Raw genomic sequence first — 17,840 nt, 5'->3', positions numbered from 1 at the left:
CCTCACAGCGGGACGCCCACTCGCCGTTACTGCCCCACCCGGGTGTCCCACACACACCGGGTGTGACATCGGGACGGATACATGGTGCTGGGGGAGATCCCGACGACCCGCGTGTCCGCGCGACTGCAGCAGTCGCCCGGGCACCTGATCCGCGTTGCACAGCAGGTACACACCCGTCTGTGGTCCGAACACGTCGGAGCCGATCTCACGGCTCCGCAGTTCGCCGTTCTGCTGGTCCTCGCCCTCGAACCGGGTGCTGACCAGCGGACGGTCGGCGAGCGCGCCTCGCTGGACAAGGCCACGATGGCCGAGATGGTCGCCCGGCTCGTCCGGCGCGGCCTGGTGTTGCGACGCCGCGATCCGGCCGACGGCCGGCGCAAACTGCTCGCTCTCTCGCAGAGCGGCGCACAGGCGGTGCGCGAGGCCACCGGCGGAGTGGTCCGTGTGCAGCGCACGCTCTTCGAGCCGCTCGCGGCCGAGGAGCAGCTGGAGATTGTCCGGGTGATGGCCAAGATAGCCAGGCTTGAACCCGCCGCGGTCGCCGTCCTCACCGACGCGCGGCCGATGCTGGACGCCCAGCGGGCGATCGGCTATCTGATCAGGGTGAGCCAGCAGGTGCACACCAAGCTCTGGTCGGAGCACGTCGGTTCGGAGCTGACGGCGCCGCAGTACGCGGTGCTCGACGCCCTCGAACTGGAACCGGGCGCGGACCAGCGCACGGTCGGAGAGCTGGCCTCGCTGGACAAGGCCACGATGGCCGAGATGGTCAGCCGGCTCGTCCGGCGCGGCCTGGTGCAGCGCCGGCGCGACCCTTCGGACGGGCGGCGCAACCTGCTGTCGCTCTCGCCGGCGGGTCAGGACCTGCTGCACCGTTCGGCCGCGGGCGTCGCCCAGGTCCAGCGGCTGCTGCTCGGTCCGCTGGACGAGGACGAGCACGAACCGGCGATGGCGCTGATCGCCAAGGCGGCCAGGCTCTAGCCTTCGCCTTCGAAATCCAGCCAAAACGATTCGCCAACGTACCGAAGGCCGCCGACCCGAATGGGGGAAGGCGGCCTTCGGTGTTGACGGCCCTTCAGGAGCACGGCGACGGCTCCGTGCTCACCGAGGGTGTCAGCTCCAGTCGAACTCCTGCGGGTCCGGACCGATCCGCACGCCGGTGGCCAGGCCGGCGATCGCGGCGAGGTCGGCCGCGTCCAGCTCGAAGCCGGCCACGTCCAGGTTCTCCTTGATCCGGGAGGGGGTGACCGACTTCGGGATCGCGACGACGCCGCTCTGCAGGTGCCAGCGGAGCACCACCTGGGCGACCGTGCGGCCGTGCTTCTCGGCGATCTGCGCCAGCACCGGCTCGGCGAGCAGCTCCTTGCCCTGGCCCAGCGGGCTCCAGGCCTCGGTGGCGATGCCGTGCCGGGCGTGGAAGGCGCGCAGCTCGTCCTGCGGGAAGTACGGGTGCAGCTCGACCTGGTTCAGCGCCGGCACGACCGAGGCCTCGTCGAGCAGGCGGGTGAGCTGCTCGGCCCCGAAGTTCGAGACGCCGATCGACTTGACCCGGCCGTCGGCCAGGAGCTGCTCGAAGGCCTTCCAGACGTTCGGGAAGGTGCCGTGCATCGGGCGCGGCCAGTGGATCAGGTAGAGGTCGAGGTACTCCAGGCCGAGCTTGGCCAGCGAGGCGTCGAACTCGCGCAGCACCGCGTCCCGGCCCTGCGGGCCGGACCAGTCACGGGTGCCCGAGTTCCAGAGCTTGGTGGTGACGTAGAGGTCCGCACGGGCGACGCCGCCGCCCGCGATCGCCTCGCCGATCGCCCGGCCGGTGCCGGCCTCGTTCTCGTAGATCGCCGCGGTGTCGATCGAGCGGTAGCCCGACTCGACGGCGGTGCGGACGGCGGCCGTGGCCTCGGCGTCCGGGACCTGCCACACGCCGAAGCCCAGCTGCGGGATCTGCGAGCCGTTGTTGAGGGTGACGCTGGGGATGCTGCTCACGGGAAGGGGTGCCCTCCTGGTTGTCCATAGGTTCGTGTGGACCAACCGGCCCGTTGTCCGGATTGTTCCCGGTCGGGCAAAGAATCTTCTGACGCGTTGTACCGGCGTGCGCAGGAGGTCCGGGAGGGGGCGCGCGACGCGGAAAACCTGTTGCGCAGCTCACAGTCGCCTTGGCAGGCTCGCTGCCATGACCTCCTGAGCAGCCCCCCGGCCGTGACCGCACCGGCCCCATCCTCCCCTTCCCCCACCACGTGCTCCCGACGCCACCGCGCGACGAGCACGTCGTCGCCATTCGCCCGCACCACCCCCAACGGAGCGTCATGCCGCTCAAGACCCTGCCGCTGGCCGATCCCGGCGACCCGGATCTCTCCTCCCCCCTCGCCTTCCTGCGCTGGCTGCAGCGCAGCCAGCGGCGCGGGCAGGTGCTCGCCACCTGCTGGTCGCTGCTGGAGATGGGCAGCCGGGCGGCCCTGCCGCTCCCGGTGGGCCTCGGCGTCCAGGCCGCCGTGGACGGCGACGCCGCCGGCCTCCGGTGGGCCGGTGCCGCCGTGCTGGCCCTGGCCGTCGTCGCCGCCTTCGGCGCCGTCATGCTGCACCGCCAGGCGGTGTGGAACTGGATCCACGCCGCCACCCAGGTCCGCCAACTGGTCTCCCGTCAGGCCTCCCACCTGGGCGCCGGGCTGTCCCGGCGGATCGCCACCGGTGAGATCGTCGCCGTCGGCAGCGGGGACGTCGAGAAGATCGGCTGGTACGTCGAGCTGGTCGCCCGGCTCCGCGGCGCGGTGCTGGTCTGGCTGGCGGTCAGCGCCGCGGTGCTGGTCGCCGAGCCCGTCCTCGGCCTCGCCGTGCTGCTCGGCGTCCCGGTGCTGGCCGCCTCCGTCTGGCCGCTGCTCGGCCCCTTCGAGCGGCGCTACTCCGAACAGCGCGCGCTCGGCGGCAAGGCGACGGAGCTGGCCGCCGACACCGTGGCCGGGCTCCGGGTGCTCCGCGGCATCGGCGGCGAGGAGCTGTTCCTCGACCGCTACCGGGCGGCCTCCCAGAAGGTCCGCGCGGCCGCCGTCCGCTCGGCCCGGGTCTGGTCGCTGATGCAGGCCCAGCAGGTCCTGCTGCCGGGCCTCTTCGTGGTCGGCGTCACCTGGTACGGGGCCCGGCTGGCCGCGGACGGGGAGATCGGCATCGGCACCCTCGTCGCGGTGTACGGCGCCACCGCCTACCTGGCCGCGCCGCTGCGCATCCTCGGCGAGGCCGCGCACGCCTGGAGCGTCGCCCGGGTCTCCGCGGGTCGGGCCGTCCGGGTGCTCTCGCTCAGCCGGACGACCGGCACCGCCGAGGCCGTGCTCACCGGGCCGGGCCGGGCCGACCTGTTCGACCCGATGACCGGGCTGACGCTGCGGGCCGGTGAGCTGACCGCCGTCGTCTGCGGCGACCCGGACTTCGCCGGGGCGCTGGCCGGCCGGCTCGGCGGGCACGTCCCGCTGGGCGAGGGGGAGCGGGCGCAGCCCTCCGTCCGGCTCGGCGGCACCGAGCTGGACGCCGTGCCGCTGGCCGAGGCCCGGGCGGCGGTGCTGGTCCACGACAAGGAGCCGGTGCTGCTCTCCGGCACCCTGGCCGAGCTCTTCGACGTCCCCGCCTCGGGCCGGGTCACCCCCGCCGAGGCGCTGGCCGCCGCCCGCGCCGAGGACGTCCTGGACGCGCTGGTGGACGGCTCGCCCGAGTGCGCGGGGGACGCCATGCGGGCCGGGATCACCGAGCGCGGCCGCTCGCTCTCCGGCGGCCAGCGCCAGCGGCTGGCGCTGGCCCGCGCCCTGCTGGCCGACCCGCCGGTGCTCGTCCTGGACGAGCCCACCAGCGCGGTCGACGCCCACACCGAGTCCCGGATCGCCACCGGGCTGCGTGCGAGCCGGGAGGGGCGCACCACGGTGGTGTTCGCCACCAGCCCGCTGCTGCTGGACCAGGCGGACCGGGTGGTGCTGCTCCAGGGCGGCCGGGCCGTCGCGGCCGGCCGCCACCGCGAGCTGATGCGCACCGAGCCCGCCTACCGCGCCGTGGTCACCCGCGACGAGGAACCGGTCGCCGTCGGGGAGGGCGTATGAGCCCCGCACCCGTCCGCCGCCCCGCCCAGCCGAGGAGCACCGCATGAAGCCCCCCGCCCATCAGGAGCAGGGACCGGCCACCACCCTGCCGGTCGGCTCGCCGGCCACCGTCCGCGCCTACCTGCGGCTGCTCGCCCGGCGGCACCGCGCCGGCTTCGGCGCCGTGGTGGGCCTGCACTCGGTGGCCACCGTGGCCGGCCTGGTCGGGCCCTGGGTGCTCGGCACGCTGGTCGAGTCGCTGGCCACCGGCACCGCCGGGTCCACCATCGCGGTGGCCGTCGCCTGGTACCTGCTGGCCCTGGTGGTGCAGTCCGCCTTCACCTGGTGGTCCCGGCTGCGCGGCAGCGTCCTCGGCGAGCGGGTGCTGGCCGACCTCCGGGAGGACTTCCTGGTCCGGTCGGTGACGCTGCCGACCGGTGTGCTGGAGCGGGCCGGCACCGGGGACCTCGTCTCCCGGGGCACCACCGACATCGACCGGCTGGACAAGTCGGTCCGCGAGGCGGTGCCCGAGCTGGCCGTCGCCGTGGTCTCGCTGCTGCTGGTGCTCGGCGCCCTGGTGGTGACCTCACCGCTGCTCGCGCTCACCTCGCTGATCGGCCTGCCGCTGCTGCTGGCCAGCTCGCGCTGGTACTTCCGGCGCGCCCCGCAGTCCTACCGCAACGAGTCGGCCGGCTACGCCGCGGTCAACACCGTGCTGGCCGAGACGGTCGACGCCGGGCGGACGGTCGAGACGCTGCGCCTGGGCGACGACCGGGTCCGGCTCACCGACCGCAAGCTCGGCGAGTGGCTCGCCTGGGAGCGGTACACCCTCTGGCTGCGCTCGGTCTGGTTCCCGACCATCGACGCGGTCTACACCCTGGCCGTGCTCGGGACGCTGGTGCTCGGCGGCCTGTTCACGCTGGAGGGCTGGATCACCGTCGGCCAGCTGACCACCGGGGTGCTCTACGCCCAGGCGCTCACCGGCCCGGTCGACCTGATCCTGCGCTGGTACGACGAGCTGCAGATCGGGCAGGCCTCGCTGGCGCGACTGGTCGGGGTCCGTGAGGTGCCCGAGCACGAGAGCGACGAGTCCGCCCGCCCGGACGGCCGGCACGTGCGGGCCGACGAGGTCCGGTTCGGCTACCGCGAGGGCGCCGACGTGCTGCACGGGATCAGCCTGGACGTCGCTCCGGGCAGCCGGGTCGCCCTGGTCGGTCCCTCCGGTGCGGGCAAGTCCACCCTGGGCCGGCTGCTGGCCGGGATCTACGCGCCCGGCCGGGGCAGCGTGACGCTGGGCGGGGCGGCGCTCTCGCGGATGCCGGCCGAGCGGGTCCGGGCGGAGGTGGCCCTGGTCAACCAGGAGCACCACGTCTTCGTCGGCACCCTGCGGGACAACCTGCGCCTCGCCGCGCCGGACGCCGCCGACACCGAGCTGCGCGCCGCGCTGGACGCGGTGGACGCCGGGGAGTGGGTGGACGCGCTGGCGCAGGGGCTGGACACCGAGGTCGGCTCGGGCGGCACCGCGCTGACCGCTCCGCAGGCGCAGCAACTGGCGCTGGCCCGACTGGTGCTGGCCGACCCGCACACCCTGGTCCTGGACGAGGCCACCTCGCTGCTGGACCCGAGGGCCGCCCGGCACCTGGAGCGCTCGCTCTCGCGGGTGCTGGAGGGCCGGACGGTGATCGCCATCGCGCACCGGCTGCACACCGCCCACGACGCGGACGTGATCGCCGTGGTCGAGGGCGGGCGGATCAGCGAGTACGGCAGCCACCCGGAGCTGGTCGCCGCGGGCGGTCCGTACGCGGCGCTCTGGCGGTCCTGGCGGGACGAGCGGTAACCGGGGGGGCAGCGGCCCCCGGGCGCCCCTGCTGCCCCCGACCGGCCGCCACCGGTGGTCGGCCGCTCCCGGTGGCACAGCGCAAACCCGCACGGGGCAGGGTTGCCCCGTGCGGGTTACTCCCGGGCGCGTAACCGGACAAGTCGGTCGATCGGCCCGCAGACTGCGCGTGTGACCAAGATTTCAGACGGATCCTCCAGCACCCGGCGCAGCGAGATCGGTGGCATCCCCACCCGGTACATCGGGATCGGCGTCATCGTCGTGCTCGCGGTGTGGTTCCTGTTCGCCAACCTCGACAAGGTGAAGATCCAGTTCTGGGTGTTCACCGTGACCGCGCCGCTCTGGATCGCGCTGCTCGCCACCCTGCTCGCGGGTGGTGCGCTGGGGTGGCTGCTGAAGGGGCGGAGCACCAAGTGACGGCACCGCCGGGGGCGTCCGCCTTCGAGCCGCTGATCGAGCTGCGGGGCGTCAACAAGCACTTCGGCGAGCTGCACGTGCTGCAGGACATCGAGCTGACGGTGGGTCGCGGCGAGGTCGTGGTGGTGATCGGGCCCTCCGGCTCCGGCAAGTCCACGCTCTGCCGGGCGATCAACCGCCTGGAGCCGATCGAGTCGGGCAGCATCTCGATCGACGGCAAGCCGCTGCCCGCGGAGGGCAAGGGGCTCGCCCTGCTGCGCGCGGACGTCGGGATGGTCTTCCAGTCCTTCAACCTGTTCTCCCACAAGACCGTGCTGCAGAACGTCTCGCTGGCGCAGATCAGGGTCCGCGGCCGGCCGCGCGCGGAGGCGGACGCGAAGTCCCGGGCCCTGCTGGAGCGGGTCGGGCTGGTCGCCCAGGCGGACAAGTACCCGGCGCAGCTCTCCGGGGGCCAGCAGCAGCGCGTCGCGATCGCCCGGGCGCTCGCCATGGAGCCCAAGGCACTGCTCTTCGACGAGCCCACCTCCGCCCTCGACCCCGAGATGATCAACGAGGTGCTGGACGTGATGCGCCAGCTCGCGCACGAGGGCATGACCATGGTGGTGGTCACCCACGAGATGGGGTTCGCCCGCGCGTCGGCCAACCGGGTGGTGTTCATGGCCGACGGGCGGATCGTCGAGGACCGTGCCCCCGAGGACTTCTTCGGCGCGCCGGAGAGCGAGCGCGCCCGGGACTTCCTGTCCAAGATCCTGAAGCACTGAGGCGGGCGCCGTGACGAGGAAGTGGATGCTCGCCGCCGCGGCCCTGATCGTGCTGCTGGCCGGCTGCGGCAAGGAGGGCACCCCGCCGCCGAAGGGTCCGCAGCCCAGCGCGCTGCCCAGCTACCAGGTGCGGGACGCCGCCGGCATCACCGGTTCGCCCACCCTGGACGCGGCGCGCGCCCGGGGCCACCTTGTGGTGGGGGCCAAGGAGGACCAGCCCTACCTCGGCCAGAAGAACCCGGCCACCGGGGAGTACTCCGGCTTCGACATCGAGATCGCCAAGATGGTCGGCGCCGACCTGGGCTTCGCGCCCGACCGGATCGAGTTCCGGACGATCGCCTCCGCCAACCGGGAGACCGCCCTGCAGAACGGGCAGGTGGACTACTACGTCGGCACCTACACCATCAACGACAACCGCAAGAAGCTGGTCGGCTTCGCGGGGCCGTACTACCTGGCCGGCCAGTCGCTGCTGGTGCGCAAGAGCAACGACACCATCCACGGCCCGGAGGACCTGAACGGCAGGAAGGTCTGCTCGGCGGCGGGCTCCACCCCGTACCAGCGGATCCAGAAGCAGTACCCCGACGTCAAGCTGATCGGCTACGACACCTATTCGGCCTGCGTGGACAACCTGATCACCGGCCAGGTGGACGCCGTCACCACGGACAACACGATCCTGATGGGCTACGCGGCCAAGGTGCCGGACGAGCTCAAGGTGGTCGGGCCGCTGTTCTCCCAGGAGCCGTACGGGATCGGGACGCCGAAGGACGACACCGTGCTGCGCTACGCGCTGGACGACGCCCTGGCGCACCACGAGGAGAACGGTGACTGGAAGCGGGCCTACGACGCCACCCTCGGCCTGTCCGGGGTGCCCGCGCCGACCCCGCCGCCGATCGACCGGTACTGAGAGGGCCGCCCCGTGAAAACGCTGACCGACAACTGGTCGACCTACTGGGAGGGCTTCCTCGGCACCCTCTCGCTGTTCGTGGTGAGCGCCGTGCTCGCCCTGGTGCTGGGCGTGCTGATCGCCGGCTTCCGGGTCTCGCCGGTGCGGCCGCTGCGGGTGTTCGGGACGGTCTGGGTGACGCTGCTGCGCAACACCCCGCTGACCCTGCTCTTCTTCATCGTGGTGCTGGGCCTGCCGCGGTTCGACATCACGCTGCCGTTCTTCACCTTCGCGGTGCTCGCGCTCGGCTGCTACACCTCGGCGTTCGTCTGCGAGGCGATGCGCGCGGGGGTCAACACCGTTTCCAGCGGCCAGGGCGAGGCGGCCCGGAGCCTGGGCATGACCTTCGGGCAGACGATGAGCCTGGTGGTGCTGCCGCAGGCGTACCGGTCGGTGGTCGCCCCGATCGGCAGTGTGATGATCGCGCTGGCCAAGAACACCGCGATCGCCGGCTCGTTCAGCGTGACCGAACTGCTCGGCAGCTACCGGACCATCAACGAGCTGGGGTACAGCATCATCTGGACCTTCGTCTGGATCGCCGTCGGCTACCTGATCATCACTCTGGCCGTCAGCGCGCTCTTCAACGTGCTGGAACGACGAGTGGCGGTGTCGCGATGACGGTGGAATCCTCGGCGCTCTACGACATCCCCGGCCCCAAGGCGCTGGCCCGGCACCGGCTGTACGGGCTGATCGCGCTGGTCGCGATCGCCGCGCTGATCGGGTGGATCGTCTACATGCTGTTCCACACCGAGCAGTTCACGTACCAGAAGTGGATGGCCTTCGAGTACCAGGGCGTGCAGGACCTGCTGCTGCGCGGGCTGGGGAACACGCTCAAGGCCTTCGGATGGACGGTGCTGTTCGCGTTGCCGTTCGGCGCGCTGTTCGCGGCCGGGCGGCTCTCCGACCACCGGGCGGTGCGCTGGTTCTCCACCCTGGTGGTGGAGTTCTTCCGGGCCATGCCGGTGCTAGTGATGATCTTCTTCATCTTCGTCGCGCTCAAGGTGGAACCGCTCTGGGCGCTGGTGGCCGGTCTGGTGCTGTACAACGGGTCGGTGCTGGCCGAGGTGTTCCGGGCCGGTGTGCTCGCGGTGCCCGCCGGGCAGCGCGAGGCGGCGTACGCGCTGGGCATGCGCAAGACCCAGGTGATGTCCTACGTGCTGGTGCCGCAGGCCAACCGGGCGATGCTGCCGGCCATCATCAGCCAGCTGGTGGTGGCGCTCAAGGACACCTCGCTGGGCTTCCTGATCACCTACGAGGAGTTCCTGCACGCGGGCAAGCTGATCGCCACCAACCTCGACTACGACCTGCCGTTCATCCCGGTGGTGATGGTGATCTCGCCGATCTACATCGGGATGTGCCTGGCGCTCTCCTGGCTGGCCCGGTGGGTCGAGGCCCGTACCCGGCGCAGTCCGAGCACCCAGGGCGGCGCACCGGTCGCCGAGGCCGGACTGGTGCTGGGGCTGCCCCCGGAGGAGTAGGAGCGGCGGGAACGCACCGGAGAAACCATAGGTGCGGGCGGGAATAGCTCCGGCATCTCCAAAGTCTGCTTATGATTCCTGGGACCAGGGGCGCGGGCAGGTGGAGGGGCAGTGGAGCCGGTATTCGACTCGCGGCACATCAGGACCTTCCACGAGGTCGTCCGGGCCGGCTCCTACTCGGCCGCCGCCCGCGAACTCGGCTACACCCAGCCCGCCATCACCCAGCAGATGAAGGCGCTGGAGCGGTCCGTCGGAGTGCCGCTGTTCACCCGGGCCGGGCGCGGGCTGCGCCTCACCGAGGCCGGTGAGGCACTGGCCCGGCACGCCGAACTGATCCTCGGCAGTCTCGCCGCGGCCCAGCAGCAACTCGGCGCGCTCGCCCGGCTGCGCGCCGGGAGGGTCCGGGTCTGCGCGTTCCCGAGCGCCAACGCGACCCTGATACCCCAGGCGATGGCCCGGCTGCTCGCCGAGCACCCCGGGGTCCGGGTCGAACTGCTGGAGGCCGAACCGCCCGACTCCGTGCAGCGGCTGCTGCGCGGCGAGTGCGACATCGCGCTCTCCTTCCGCTACCCGGGCGTCGCCGCCGAGCTGCCGCCCGAGCTGGACGAGATCCCGCTGATGGAGGACCTGCTCACGGTGCTGCTGCCGGTCGGCCACCCACTGGGCCGCCGGCACGCCGTCCGGCTGGCCGACCTCGACGGCGAGCGCTGGATCGCCGGGTGTCCGCGCTGCCGGGCCAACCTGCTGCACGTCTGCGCCGAGGAGGGCTTCGCACCCGACATCGTCTTCTCCACCGACGACAACCTGGCGGTGCAGAGCCTGGTCGCCGCCGGGGTCGGGATCGCCCTGATGCCCGCGCTGGTGCTCTCCTTCATGTGCCACCGCAAGGTCACCGGGCGCGCCGTCGAGCCGCACCTGCGGCGCCAGGTGAGCGCGTACGTGCTCCGCGAGCACCGCCGGATCCCGGCCACCGCGCTGGTGCTGGACCAGTTGCGGTCCGCGGCGGCCTCGCGGGTGGGCTGCTGATCCCCGCCGTTGGAAACCGGCCGTCGGCCCGGGGTCAATCCATAAGCGGGGTTTGGGGAAGAGCGAAAGAACCCTCCTTGGACGTGATGGGTCGGTCGGGGCCAACCTGCTGGCATGACACCCTCCGCCACGGTCGGCAGCGACCGGCTCACCGAGCGCATGACCGCCCTGGTCGGCGAGATCCGCGCGGTCGTGGACCGCGGCCTGCCGCCGGAACTCACCGCCTACCTGGTCGGTGAGCGACTCGCCCCGCACCTGGGCGACGCCGGCCTGCTCACCGAGGCGCAGTGCGAGGGGGATCCCGACCGCTACCGCCAGCACGTCCTGCACGCCGAGGCCGACGGCGGGTTCTCGGTCGTCGCACTGGTCTGGCTGCCAGGCCAGGAGACCCCGATCCACGACCACGTCTCCTGGTGCGTGGCCGGCGTCCACCAGGGCAAGGAGAGCGAGACCCGCTACCGGCTGGTGTCCGACGGACGCACCGCCCACCTGGTGGAGACCGAGCACGTGGTCGGCCCGGCCGGCACCGTCGCCGCCTTCGCCCCGCCCGGCGACATCCACCTGGTGCGCAACGCCTGCTCCTCCACGGCCATCTCGATCCACGTCTACGGCGCCGACGTCTCCCGGCTGGGCACCAGCATCCGGCGTGTCTACCGGCTGCCCGCCGACGGGCGGCGGTGAGCCCGCCGTGGCACTGACCCTCCGGGACCGGCCCGTCCGCACCCGCGCACTGCCCCCGCTCGGCGGCGACGTCCCCGGGCTGCTGCTCGCCGCCCTCGGCGTGGCCGCCGCGCTCGCGATCCACCAGGCCGTGCCCGCCGTTCCCAAGCTCACCGCCGCCGTGGTGCTCGGCATGGCCGCCGCCCACCTGCCCGGGCTGCGCCCGGTGGTCCGCGGGGTGGCCCGGCCGGGCCTCTCGACGGCCGGGAAGCGGCTGATGCGGCTCGGCATCGTGCTGCTCGGCCTCAAGCTCGGCCTGGACGACGTGCTCGGCCTCGGCTGGGCCACCGTCGCCATGGTGGTCGCCGTGGTGGCCGCCACCTTCGCCGGGACCGTCTGGCTCGGACGCCGGCTCGGCCTGCCGGGCGACCAGCCGCTGCTCGTCGCCACCGGGTACTCGATCTGCGGGGCCTCGGCGATCGGCGCGGTCAGCCAGGCCGCCGGCAGCGAGGAGGAGGACGTCGCCGCCTCCGTCGCGCTCGTCACCCTCTGCGGCACCCTGGCCATCGCCGTCCTCCCGCTGCTCCACCAGCCGCTCGGGCTGGACGACGCCGGGTTCGGGCGCTGGGTCGGCGCCAGCGTGCACGACGTCGGGCAGGTGGTCGCCACCGCGCAGACCGGCGGGGCGGGTGCGCTGCGCGAGGCCGTCCTGGTCAAGCTGATGCGGGTGGTGCTGCTGGCGCCACTGGTCGCCGGGGTCGCCGTCGCGATGCGGCGGGCGCGCCGGGGCACCCCCGGGGCCACCGGCAAGCGGCCGCCGATCGTGCCGCTCTTCGTGGCCGGGTTCCTCGCGATGATCGCGCTGCGGACCACCGGCGTGCTGCCCGACCGGGCGCTCACGCTGGCCGGGGACACGCAGGAGCTGCTGTTGGCGGCCGCGCTGTTCGGCCTCGGCAGCGCCGTGCACCTGCCGACCATGCTGCGCACCGGCGGGCGGATCGCCCTGCTGGGGCTGGCCTCCTGGGTGATGGTCGCCGGCGTCAGCTACGCGGGGGTGCTGATCACGACGTGACCGGCGGGGCGGTGGCCTCGGCTATTGTCGGGCGGGTACTCGTTCGCCGAGCCGTTCTGCACCCGAGCCCGGGAGGAATCGCCGCATGTCCATCGCACTGCCCGCACGGGACGACCAGGAGGCCGTCGTCACCCTCGACCGGCGGGAGGGCCCGTTCGGCGAGGTGGTGCTGCGTCGGCGCGGACGGCACTTCGAGATCATCGCGAACGGCTGCTTCCTGATGGACACCGCCGACGGCCGCTCCGAGCGGCTGCTGATTCAGGCGGCGCTGGACGAGCTGGACCGCACCGGTCCCGGGGTGGAGCGCCCCTCGGTCCTGATCGGCGGGCTCGGCGTCGGATTCTCGCTGGCGTACGCGGTGGCCGAGGCGCGCTGGGGCCGGATCGCGATCGTCGAGCGCGAGAACGCGATCATCGACTGGCACCGGAGTGGCCCGCTGGGTGCCTTCTCCGGCGGCGCGCTGGAGGACGAGCGGGTGGCGGTGCTCCACACCGACCTGCTGGAGTACCTGGCGGCGGCGGACGGCGAGCGCTACGACGCGCTCTGCCTGGACATCGACAACGGCCCGGACTGGACGGTCACCGACTCCAACGCCGGGCTCTACGGCGCCGACGGGCTGGCCGTGCTCTGGCACCGGCTGCGGCCGGGCGGGGTGCTGGCGGTCTGGAGCGCGCAGCCCTCCCCGGACTTCGAGGAGGCGCTGCGCGCGGCGGGCTTCTCGGACGTGGTCACCCACGAGATCGAGGTCGCCCGGGGAGTGCCGGACGTGGTGCACCTGGCCCGGCGCGCCGACTGAGCGCCGCGCCGGACCGGGTCGTACTGGGCGGGACCGGGTCGTACTGGGCCGGGCTGTACCGGTGGCCTACTTCAGACCGTTGTCCACCGCGGCCATCAGCTCGCCGTTCGGGGTGTCGCCGTCGAAGGCCCACACCATCGCGCCGGCCAGCCCCTGGGACTTGATCCAGGCGGTCTTGCGGGCGATCTCGATCGGGTCGTCGTAGGTGTAGAGGACGGTCCCGTTGTAGATGTACGCGTGGCCGGCCACCGGGTCCCGGTAGAGGGTGTAACCGCCGCCGGTGGCCATCTGCTTGAGCTTCTTGTAGTCCTCGAAGCCGGCCTCGTACGTCCCCGGGCCGGGGCCCGTCGCGGTCTGGAACAGGCCGTTGGTGGTGCCGCGCGGCACCCCCGTCCAGCCGCGTCCGTAGAACGGGATGCCCAGGGTCAGCTTGCTCTTCGGAGCGCCGCCGTTGAGGTAGGCGTTGATGGCGATCTCGGAGCTGAACTGCCGGTCCGGGGTGCTCGGGTCACCGGCCGCGAGCTTGATCGCGGACTGCTGGTTGGTGCTCATCTCCCAGCCGCCGTGGTAGTCGTAGCCCTGGATGGTGGCGAAGTCGAAGGCGCCGAACAGCCCGGGGACGTCGATGCCGGCGGTGACCTTCGCCGGGTCGGCCGGGAGGAAGGCGCTCAGCGTGTAGTGCTTGGCGGTGGTGGCGCCGAGGGCGTCCAGCTGGCGGCGGAACTCCTGGGCCAGCAGGGTGTAGTTGGCCTTGTCGGTCGGGCGGAAGATGTTCCCGTCGTGCCCGCCGGAGGCCGGCCACTCCCAGTCGAGGTCGATGCCGTCGAAGATGCCGGCCGCGCTGCCCGGGCCGCCGCGGCCGTCGATGACCGGCAGGTTGCCCTTGATGTACATGTCGATGCAGGAGCTCACCAGCGCCTTGCGGGAGGCGTCGGTGGCGGCCGCGTCGGAGAACCACTTGCTGTACGACCAACCGCCCAGCGAGATCTGGATCTTGAGGTTGGGGTACTTGGCCTTGAGCTGCTTCAACTGGTTGAAGTTGCCCGCCAGCTTCTGGTCCCAGGTGTCGGTGGTGCCGGCCACCGAGCTGCCGGCGTCCCAGCCCTTGCCGAAGTCGGCCCAGGCGTCACCGGCGCCGTCGCCCGCGTTGGGGTCGTTGTCCGGTCCGGCGGCCTTGTTGGTGATGAAGCACTGCTTGGTGGTCGGGTGGATGTTGGCGAAGGCGTAGTTGAGCGTGGTGAGCCGGCCGGCCGAGCCGGAGGTGTCGAGCTGCTTCACGCTGTACCCGCGGGCGTAGATGCTCCACTGGGTGAAGTAGCCGATCTTCAGCGCGCCGGGGTTGCTCCCGCCGGGCTGGGTCTTGCCGGTGACGGCGTTCGACGCGGGGGAGACGTTGCCGGCCGCGTCCCGGGCCTTCACGGTGAAGGTGTACGAGGTGTCCGGAGCCAGGTTGCCCACGGTGGCGGAGGTGCCCGTGACGGTGGCGGCGAGCGCGGTGCCGTTGTAGACGTCGTAGGCGGTGACCCCGATGTTGTCGGTGCTGGCGCCCCAGGTGAGCGAGACGCTGTTGGCGTCCGAGCCGGTGACCAGCGGGGTGCCGGGGGTGGTCGGTGCCTGGCGGTCCGGGTCGGTCGGCGGCTTGGTGGTGGCGGTGACCGGGCCGGCGGCGGCCGAGCGGTTGCCCGCGGCGTCGAAGGCCTGGACGGTGAACTGGTAGGCGGTGCCGGCGGTCAGGCCCTGGACGGTGACCGCCGTGGTGGCGCCGTCCGTGGTGGCGACCTTGGTGGCGCCCTGGAACACGTCGTAGCCGGTGACCCCGACGTTGTCGGTGCTCGCCGTCCAGGCGAGGTCGACGGTGGTCTGGGTGGTGGTGCCGGCCTGGAGGCCGCCGGGCACGGTCGGCGCGCTCTGGTCCCCGCCGGCGCCGTCGCAGGGCTGGCCGTTCAGCTTGCAGTTGAGCAGCGGCTTGTAGGCTCCCGAGTAGGCGATGTTGAAGCCGAAGTTGTACGTGCCGCCCGGCGGCAGGTTGCCGGCCCAGCTGGGGTTCTTGACCGTGACGTGCGAACTCGCCGTGGTGTAGCTCGCGTTCCAGAGGGAGGCGACCGTGTTGGCGGCCGGCAGGTCGAACTCCAGGGTCCAGCTGGGCAGGGTGGCGCTGGAGCCGTTGGTGATGGTGTAGCTGCCCTCGTAGCCGGTGCTCCAGTCGCTGCCCTTGGTGAACGTCGCGGTGGCGGACCCGGCGGCGTGGGCGGCGGTGCTGGGCAGGGAGACGGCGAGCAGCGGGACGATCAGGGTCCCGGCCGCCAGCAGCGGCAGCTTGATCCGACGTCGGCGCATGGTTGTGGCTCCTGTCCTGGGGCCTCCGGGCATGCCGGGTCGCCCCGTTACCTGTGGGGAGGTGTCAGGTGCGTGGAGCAGCGTGCGGGAGCTCCGGGCCGTCGGGCGGCGCGGAACCGGAGACCTCCGGCCGTCGGGGTGCCGTCAGGATCCTGTGCTCCCCGAGGGTAGGGAGCCGGTCGGCAACTGGCAATAGGTCTGTACCAGTTGACGGTGGTGGACATGTCGGGTGGCGCGGTCGCCGGTCGGTGGGGCCGGGCGCGGACGCGCACCGGCGGCCGCCCCTGGTGCGGGGCGGCCGCCGGTGCGCGGTGGTCCGGGCCTCAGCCGAAGGGGCTGGTCTCCGGCGCGGCGGCCGGTGCGGCCTCGGGGGCGGCGGGGGCGGGGGTGTCGGCCGGCAGCGGGGCGAAGGGGTTGAAGTCCGGCGGCGGGACCATCACCGGGGTGCCCTTGGGGCCGCGCGCCGGGTCGTCCGGCCCGTCCTCGGCCGTCGGCAGGGTGACGGTCGGCGCGGGCACGGTCGGCGGCGCCGAGGGCGGCGGCGGCACGGCGGCGGGCTGCGGGAGGGTGGTGCCGAACGGGTCGCTCGGCCGGTCCTCGGCCGTCACCGTGCCGAACGGGTCGGCGGCCCGGGGGGCGGCCGGTGCGGCCTCGGGGGCGGCGGGGGTGTCGGCCGGCAGCGGGGCGAAGGGGTCGAAGTCCGGCGGCGGGACCATCACCGGCGTGCCCTTGGGGCCCCGCTCCGGGTCGTCGGCGGTCTCCGGCACGGTGGTGTCGGTGAGCGTCGCGGCCTGCGGGGCGAAGGGGTCGAAGTCCGGCGGCGGGACCATGACGGGGGTGCCCTTGGGGCGCCGCTCGGCCGCCTCCGGACTGTCGTCCGGCACCAGGAGGGGCTCGACGGGCGTCGGGTCGGCCTCGGGGGCGAAGGGGTTGAAGTCGGCCGGGGGGACCCGGACCGGCGTGCCGCGCAGGTGGACCGGCAGCGGCGTGGCGTCGTCCGGAACGGGCGCGGCGGCCTGCTCCGGGACGGCTTCGGCGGCGAACCCGGCCGTCGCGGCGAGCGCTTCGGCCGCCGGAGCGGGCGTCGGAGCCGGAGTCGGGGCCGGGTACGGCTCGGCGGGGACGCCGTGGGCGGGGGTCGCGGCGGGCGCCGGCGCGAAGGCGCGGACCGGCGGGGTCAGCTGCCCGGCCACGCCGTCCCAGCCGAACTGGACGCTCTTCAGCAGCTCGGCGAAGGCCTCCGTGTACAGCTCCCAGTCCTGCTGCTGCGCCGTTGTGAGCTGGACGCAGAGCACCGAGACACCGTCCGGCAGCGGCACGAACGCCTCCACCACCGAGGTGACCGCCCAGCGGCGCCGGCCGTCGTCGGCGAGCGGACCGGGGACGGGGACGCTGCGGCCCTCGACCAGGACGGCGGCCGGGCCGGCCGGCAGCAGCACCGTCCAGACCTCGGCGTGCCGGCGGACGGTGGCCAGTTCGGTGGCCAGCCCGGAGATCGGCAGCGGGTGGCGGGCGAGCGAGACCACCAGGGTGGCCTCGGTCGGCCGGCCGGCCACCTCCAGGGCGCAGACCCCGGCGTAGACCGTGCCCGAGGCGGTGATGGTGTCGGCCAGGGACGCGGCGATCACCGCGAAGTCGCGGCGCGGCGCCGGACCGGCGCCGCTGAACAGCTCCTCGGCGACCTCGGCCAGGTGCGCGGTCAGCTCGGCGGCGGCCGCACCGGTGGCCGGGTCGACGCCCTTGGCGGTGGCCGCCGCGCCGGCCCCGGCCGGGCCGGCGGGCACGGTACGGGCGGAGACGCCGACCGGGCCGCCCGGGGAGGTCAGCGGGTGGAAGCCGGGCGGGACGACCAGGCGGACCTCGGCGCCGGCGCCGGTGGCGAGCTCCACCGGCTGCCGGGTCTGCTGTCCGGCGGCGAGCGCCGCCAGCGCGGCGGCGAACGGCGGGCGCAGCTCGGGGGCGGCGACCTCGCCGGCCACCGGCAGCCCGAACAGCGCGGCCGTGGCGGTGCCCCGGTCGGCCACCGCGCCGCGTACCGGGCCGCCGCCGTAGCGCGCGAGCAGCGCGTCGCCGGCCAGCTCGGCCAGCGGGGCGCCGGTGCCCGGGCGGGCCGTCCCGGCGGTGACCACGGTGCCGAGCCGGTCGACGGCGTCGTGCACCGGACCGTTGGGCGCCAGTGGGAGGTTGAAGAGGGCCTCGGCCGCCGGGTGGGCGCCGGCGGTCAGGGCCGTCAGCGAAGCCGCCGGGTGGCGCGAGGTGTGCTTCTCGAAGAGGGCTTCGGTGAGCGCGCCGAGCGTCGCGGACACCTGCTCCGCCGGGGCGAAGGGATTGGCCTCCGTGGTGAACTGGCCGTCCTGGGTCAACTGATGAGCCCCCCGCTCTGCTGCGTGTGCGTTGGTGGTTCGGCGGATCCGGGCGCGCTCGTGACCGGCGCGGCGTCAGATCCGTGCCCATTCCTATCAGA

Annotated in this window: 15 protein-coding genes; 12 read left to right on the top strand and 3 right to left on the bottom strand. The window is 73.4% G+C overall.

All coding sequences use genetic code 11. The annotated features are described in order from the left end of the window. Nucleotides 1-111 precede the first annotated feature (111 nt). Nucleotides 112-978, top strand: a complete 867-nt coding sequence (locus tag ACZ4UX_RS31045) for a MarR family winged helix-turn-helix transcriptional regulator (RefSeq protein ID WP_352292440.1) — start codon at nucleotides 112-114, stop codon at nucleotides 976-978. 132 nt (nucleotides 979-1,110) lie between these two features. Here ACZ4UX_RS31045 and ACZ4UX_RS31040 read toward each other — a convergent pair whose 3' ends face one another. Continuing rightward, nucleotides 1,111-1,977 carry an aldo/keto reductase gene (locus ACZ4UX_RS31040; RefSeq protein ID WP_465709046.1) on the bottom strand — a complete coding sequence of 289 codons (867 nt, stop codon included), beginning with the start codon at nucleotides 1,975-1,977 and terminating at the stop codon, nucleotides 1,111-1,113. A gap of 320 nt (nucleotides 1,978-2,297) precedes the next feature. Between ACZ4UX_RS31040 and ACZ4UX_RS31035 the strand changes: the two genes are divergently transcribed. From ACZ4UX_RS31035 to ACZ4UX_RS30985, 11 genes are all read left to right on the top strand, one after another. After that, nucleotides 2,298-4,070, top strand: coding sequence for an ABC transporter transmembrane domain-containing protein (locus tag ACZ4UX_RS31035; RefSeq protein ID WP_465709045.1), 1,773 nt, complete (start codon nucleotides 2,298-2,300; stop codon nucleotides 4,068-4,070). Nucleotides 4,071-4,113: 43 nt separating this feature from the next. Next, entirely contained in the window at nucleotides 4,114-5,886 is a 1,773-nt protein-coding gene (locus tag ACZ4UX_RS31030; protein WP_380384668.1) for an ABC transporter ATP-binding protein, read from the top strand. Between the two features lie 171 nt (nucleotides 5,887-6,057). After that, the gene (locus ACZ4UX_RS31025; protein ID WP_465709044.1) at nucleotides 6,058-6,303 is read left to right on the top strand and encodes a LapA family protein; all 246 of its coding nucleotides are present in this window, start codon (nucleotides 6,058-6,060) and stop codon (nucleotides 6,301-6,303) included. Continuing rightward, nucleotides 6,300-7,064, top strand: a complete 765-nt coding sequence (locus ACZ4UX_RS31020; protein ID WP_465709043.1) for an amino acid ABC transporter ATP-binding protein — start codon at nucleotides 6,300-6,302, stop codon at nucleotides 7,062-7,064. Before ACZ4UX_RS31025 ends, ACZ4UX_RS31020 begins: the two co-directional genes overlap by 4 nt. 25 nt (nucleotides 7,065-7,089) lie before the next feature. Next, on the top strand, nucleotides 7,090-7,968 hold the full coding sequence (locus ACZ4UX_RS31015) for a glutamate ABC transporter substrate-binding protein (protein WP_465709069.1): 879 nt from the start codon (nucleotides 7,090-7,092) through the stop codon (nucleotides 7,966-7,968). Between the two features lie 12 nt (nucleotides 7,969-7,980). Further along, on the top strand, nucleotides 7,981-8,625 hold the full coding sequence (locus ACZ4UX_RS31010; protein WP_465709042.1) for an amino acid ABC transporter permease: 645 nt from the start codon (nucleotides 7,981-7,983) through the stop codon (nucleotides 8,623-8,625). After that, nucleotides 8,622-9,485 (top strand): amino acid ABC transporter permease, encoded by an 864-nt coding sequence (locus tag ACZ4UX_RS31005; RefSeq protein WP_465709041.1) that lies wholly within the window; start codon nucleotides 8,622-8,624, stop codon nucleotides 9,483-9,485. The genes ACZ4UX_RS31010 and ACZ4UX_RS31005 overlap by 4 nt, the downstream gene beginning before the upstream one ends. A gap of 111 nt (nucleotides 9,486-9,596) precedes the next feature. Then, the gene (locus ACZ4UX_RS31000; protein WP_329490739.1) at nucleotides 9,597-10,511 is read left to right on the top strand and encodes a LysR family transcriptional regulator; all 915 of its coding nucleotides are present in this window, start codon (nucleotides 9,597-9,599) and stop codon (nucleotides 10,509-10,511) included. A gap of 114 nt (nucleotides 10,512-10,625) precedes the next feature. Next, nucleotides 10,626-11,192, top strand: a complete 567-nt coding sequence (locus ACZ4UX_RS30995) for a cysteine dioxygenase family protein (RefSeq protein WP_396488243.1) — start codon at nucleotides 10,626-10,628, stop codon at nucleotides 11,190-11,192. Nucleotides 11,193-11,205: 13 nt separating this feature from the next. Next, a complete protein-coding gene (locus tag ACZ4UX_RS30990) occupies nucleotides 11,206-12,243 on the top strand; it encodes a YeiH family protein (RefSeq protein WP_465709068.1) in 1,038 nt (345 codons plus the stop codon). Nucleotides 12,244-12,328: 85 nt separating this feature from the next. Further along, the gene (locus ACZ4UX_RS30985; protein ID WP_465709040.1) at nucleotides 12,329-13,039 is read left to right on the top strand and encodes a spermidine synthase family protein; all 711 of its coding nucleotides are present in this window, start codon (nucleotides 12,329-12,331) and stop codon (nucleotides 13,037-13,039) included. A gap of 66 nt (nucleotides 13,040-13,105) precedes the next feature. On the opposite strand, the gene ACZ4UX_RS30980 is transcribed toward ACZ4UX_RS30985, so the two are convergent. Together ACZ4UX_RS30980 and ACZ4UX_RS30975 are read right to left on the bottom strand one after the other, a co-directional pair. Next, on the bottom strand, nucleotides 13,106-15,376 hold the full coding sequence (locus tag ACZ4UX_RS30980; RefSeq protein WP_465709039.1) for a glycosyl hydrolase family 18 protein: 2,271 nt from the start codon (nucleotides 15,374-15,376) through the stop codon (nucleotides 13,106-13,108). A gap of 323 nt (nucleotides 15,377-15,699) precedes the next feature. Then, nucleotides 15,700-17,739, bottom strand: a complete 2,040-nt coding sequence (locus tag ACZ4UX_RS30975; RefSeq protein ID WP_465709038.1) for a hypothetical protein — start codon at nucleotides 17,737-17,739, stop codon at nucleotides 15,700-15,702. Nucleotides 17,740-17,840 lie beyond the last annotated feature (101 nt).

It is taken from the genome of Kitasatospora sp. NPDC028961 (genome assembly GCF_055564815.1).
Note: the sequence above shows the minus strand (reverse complement) of the source record. Positions and strands in the feature narration are given on the sequence as shown.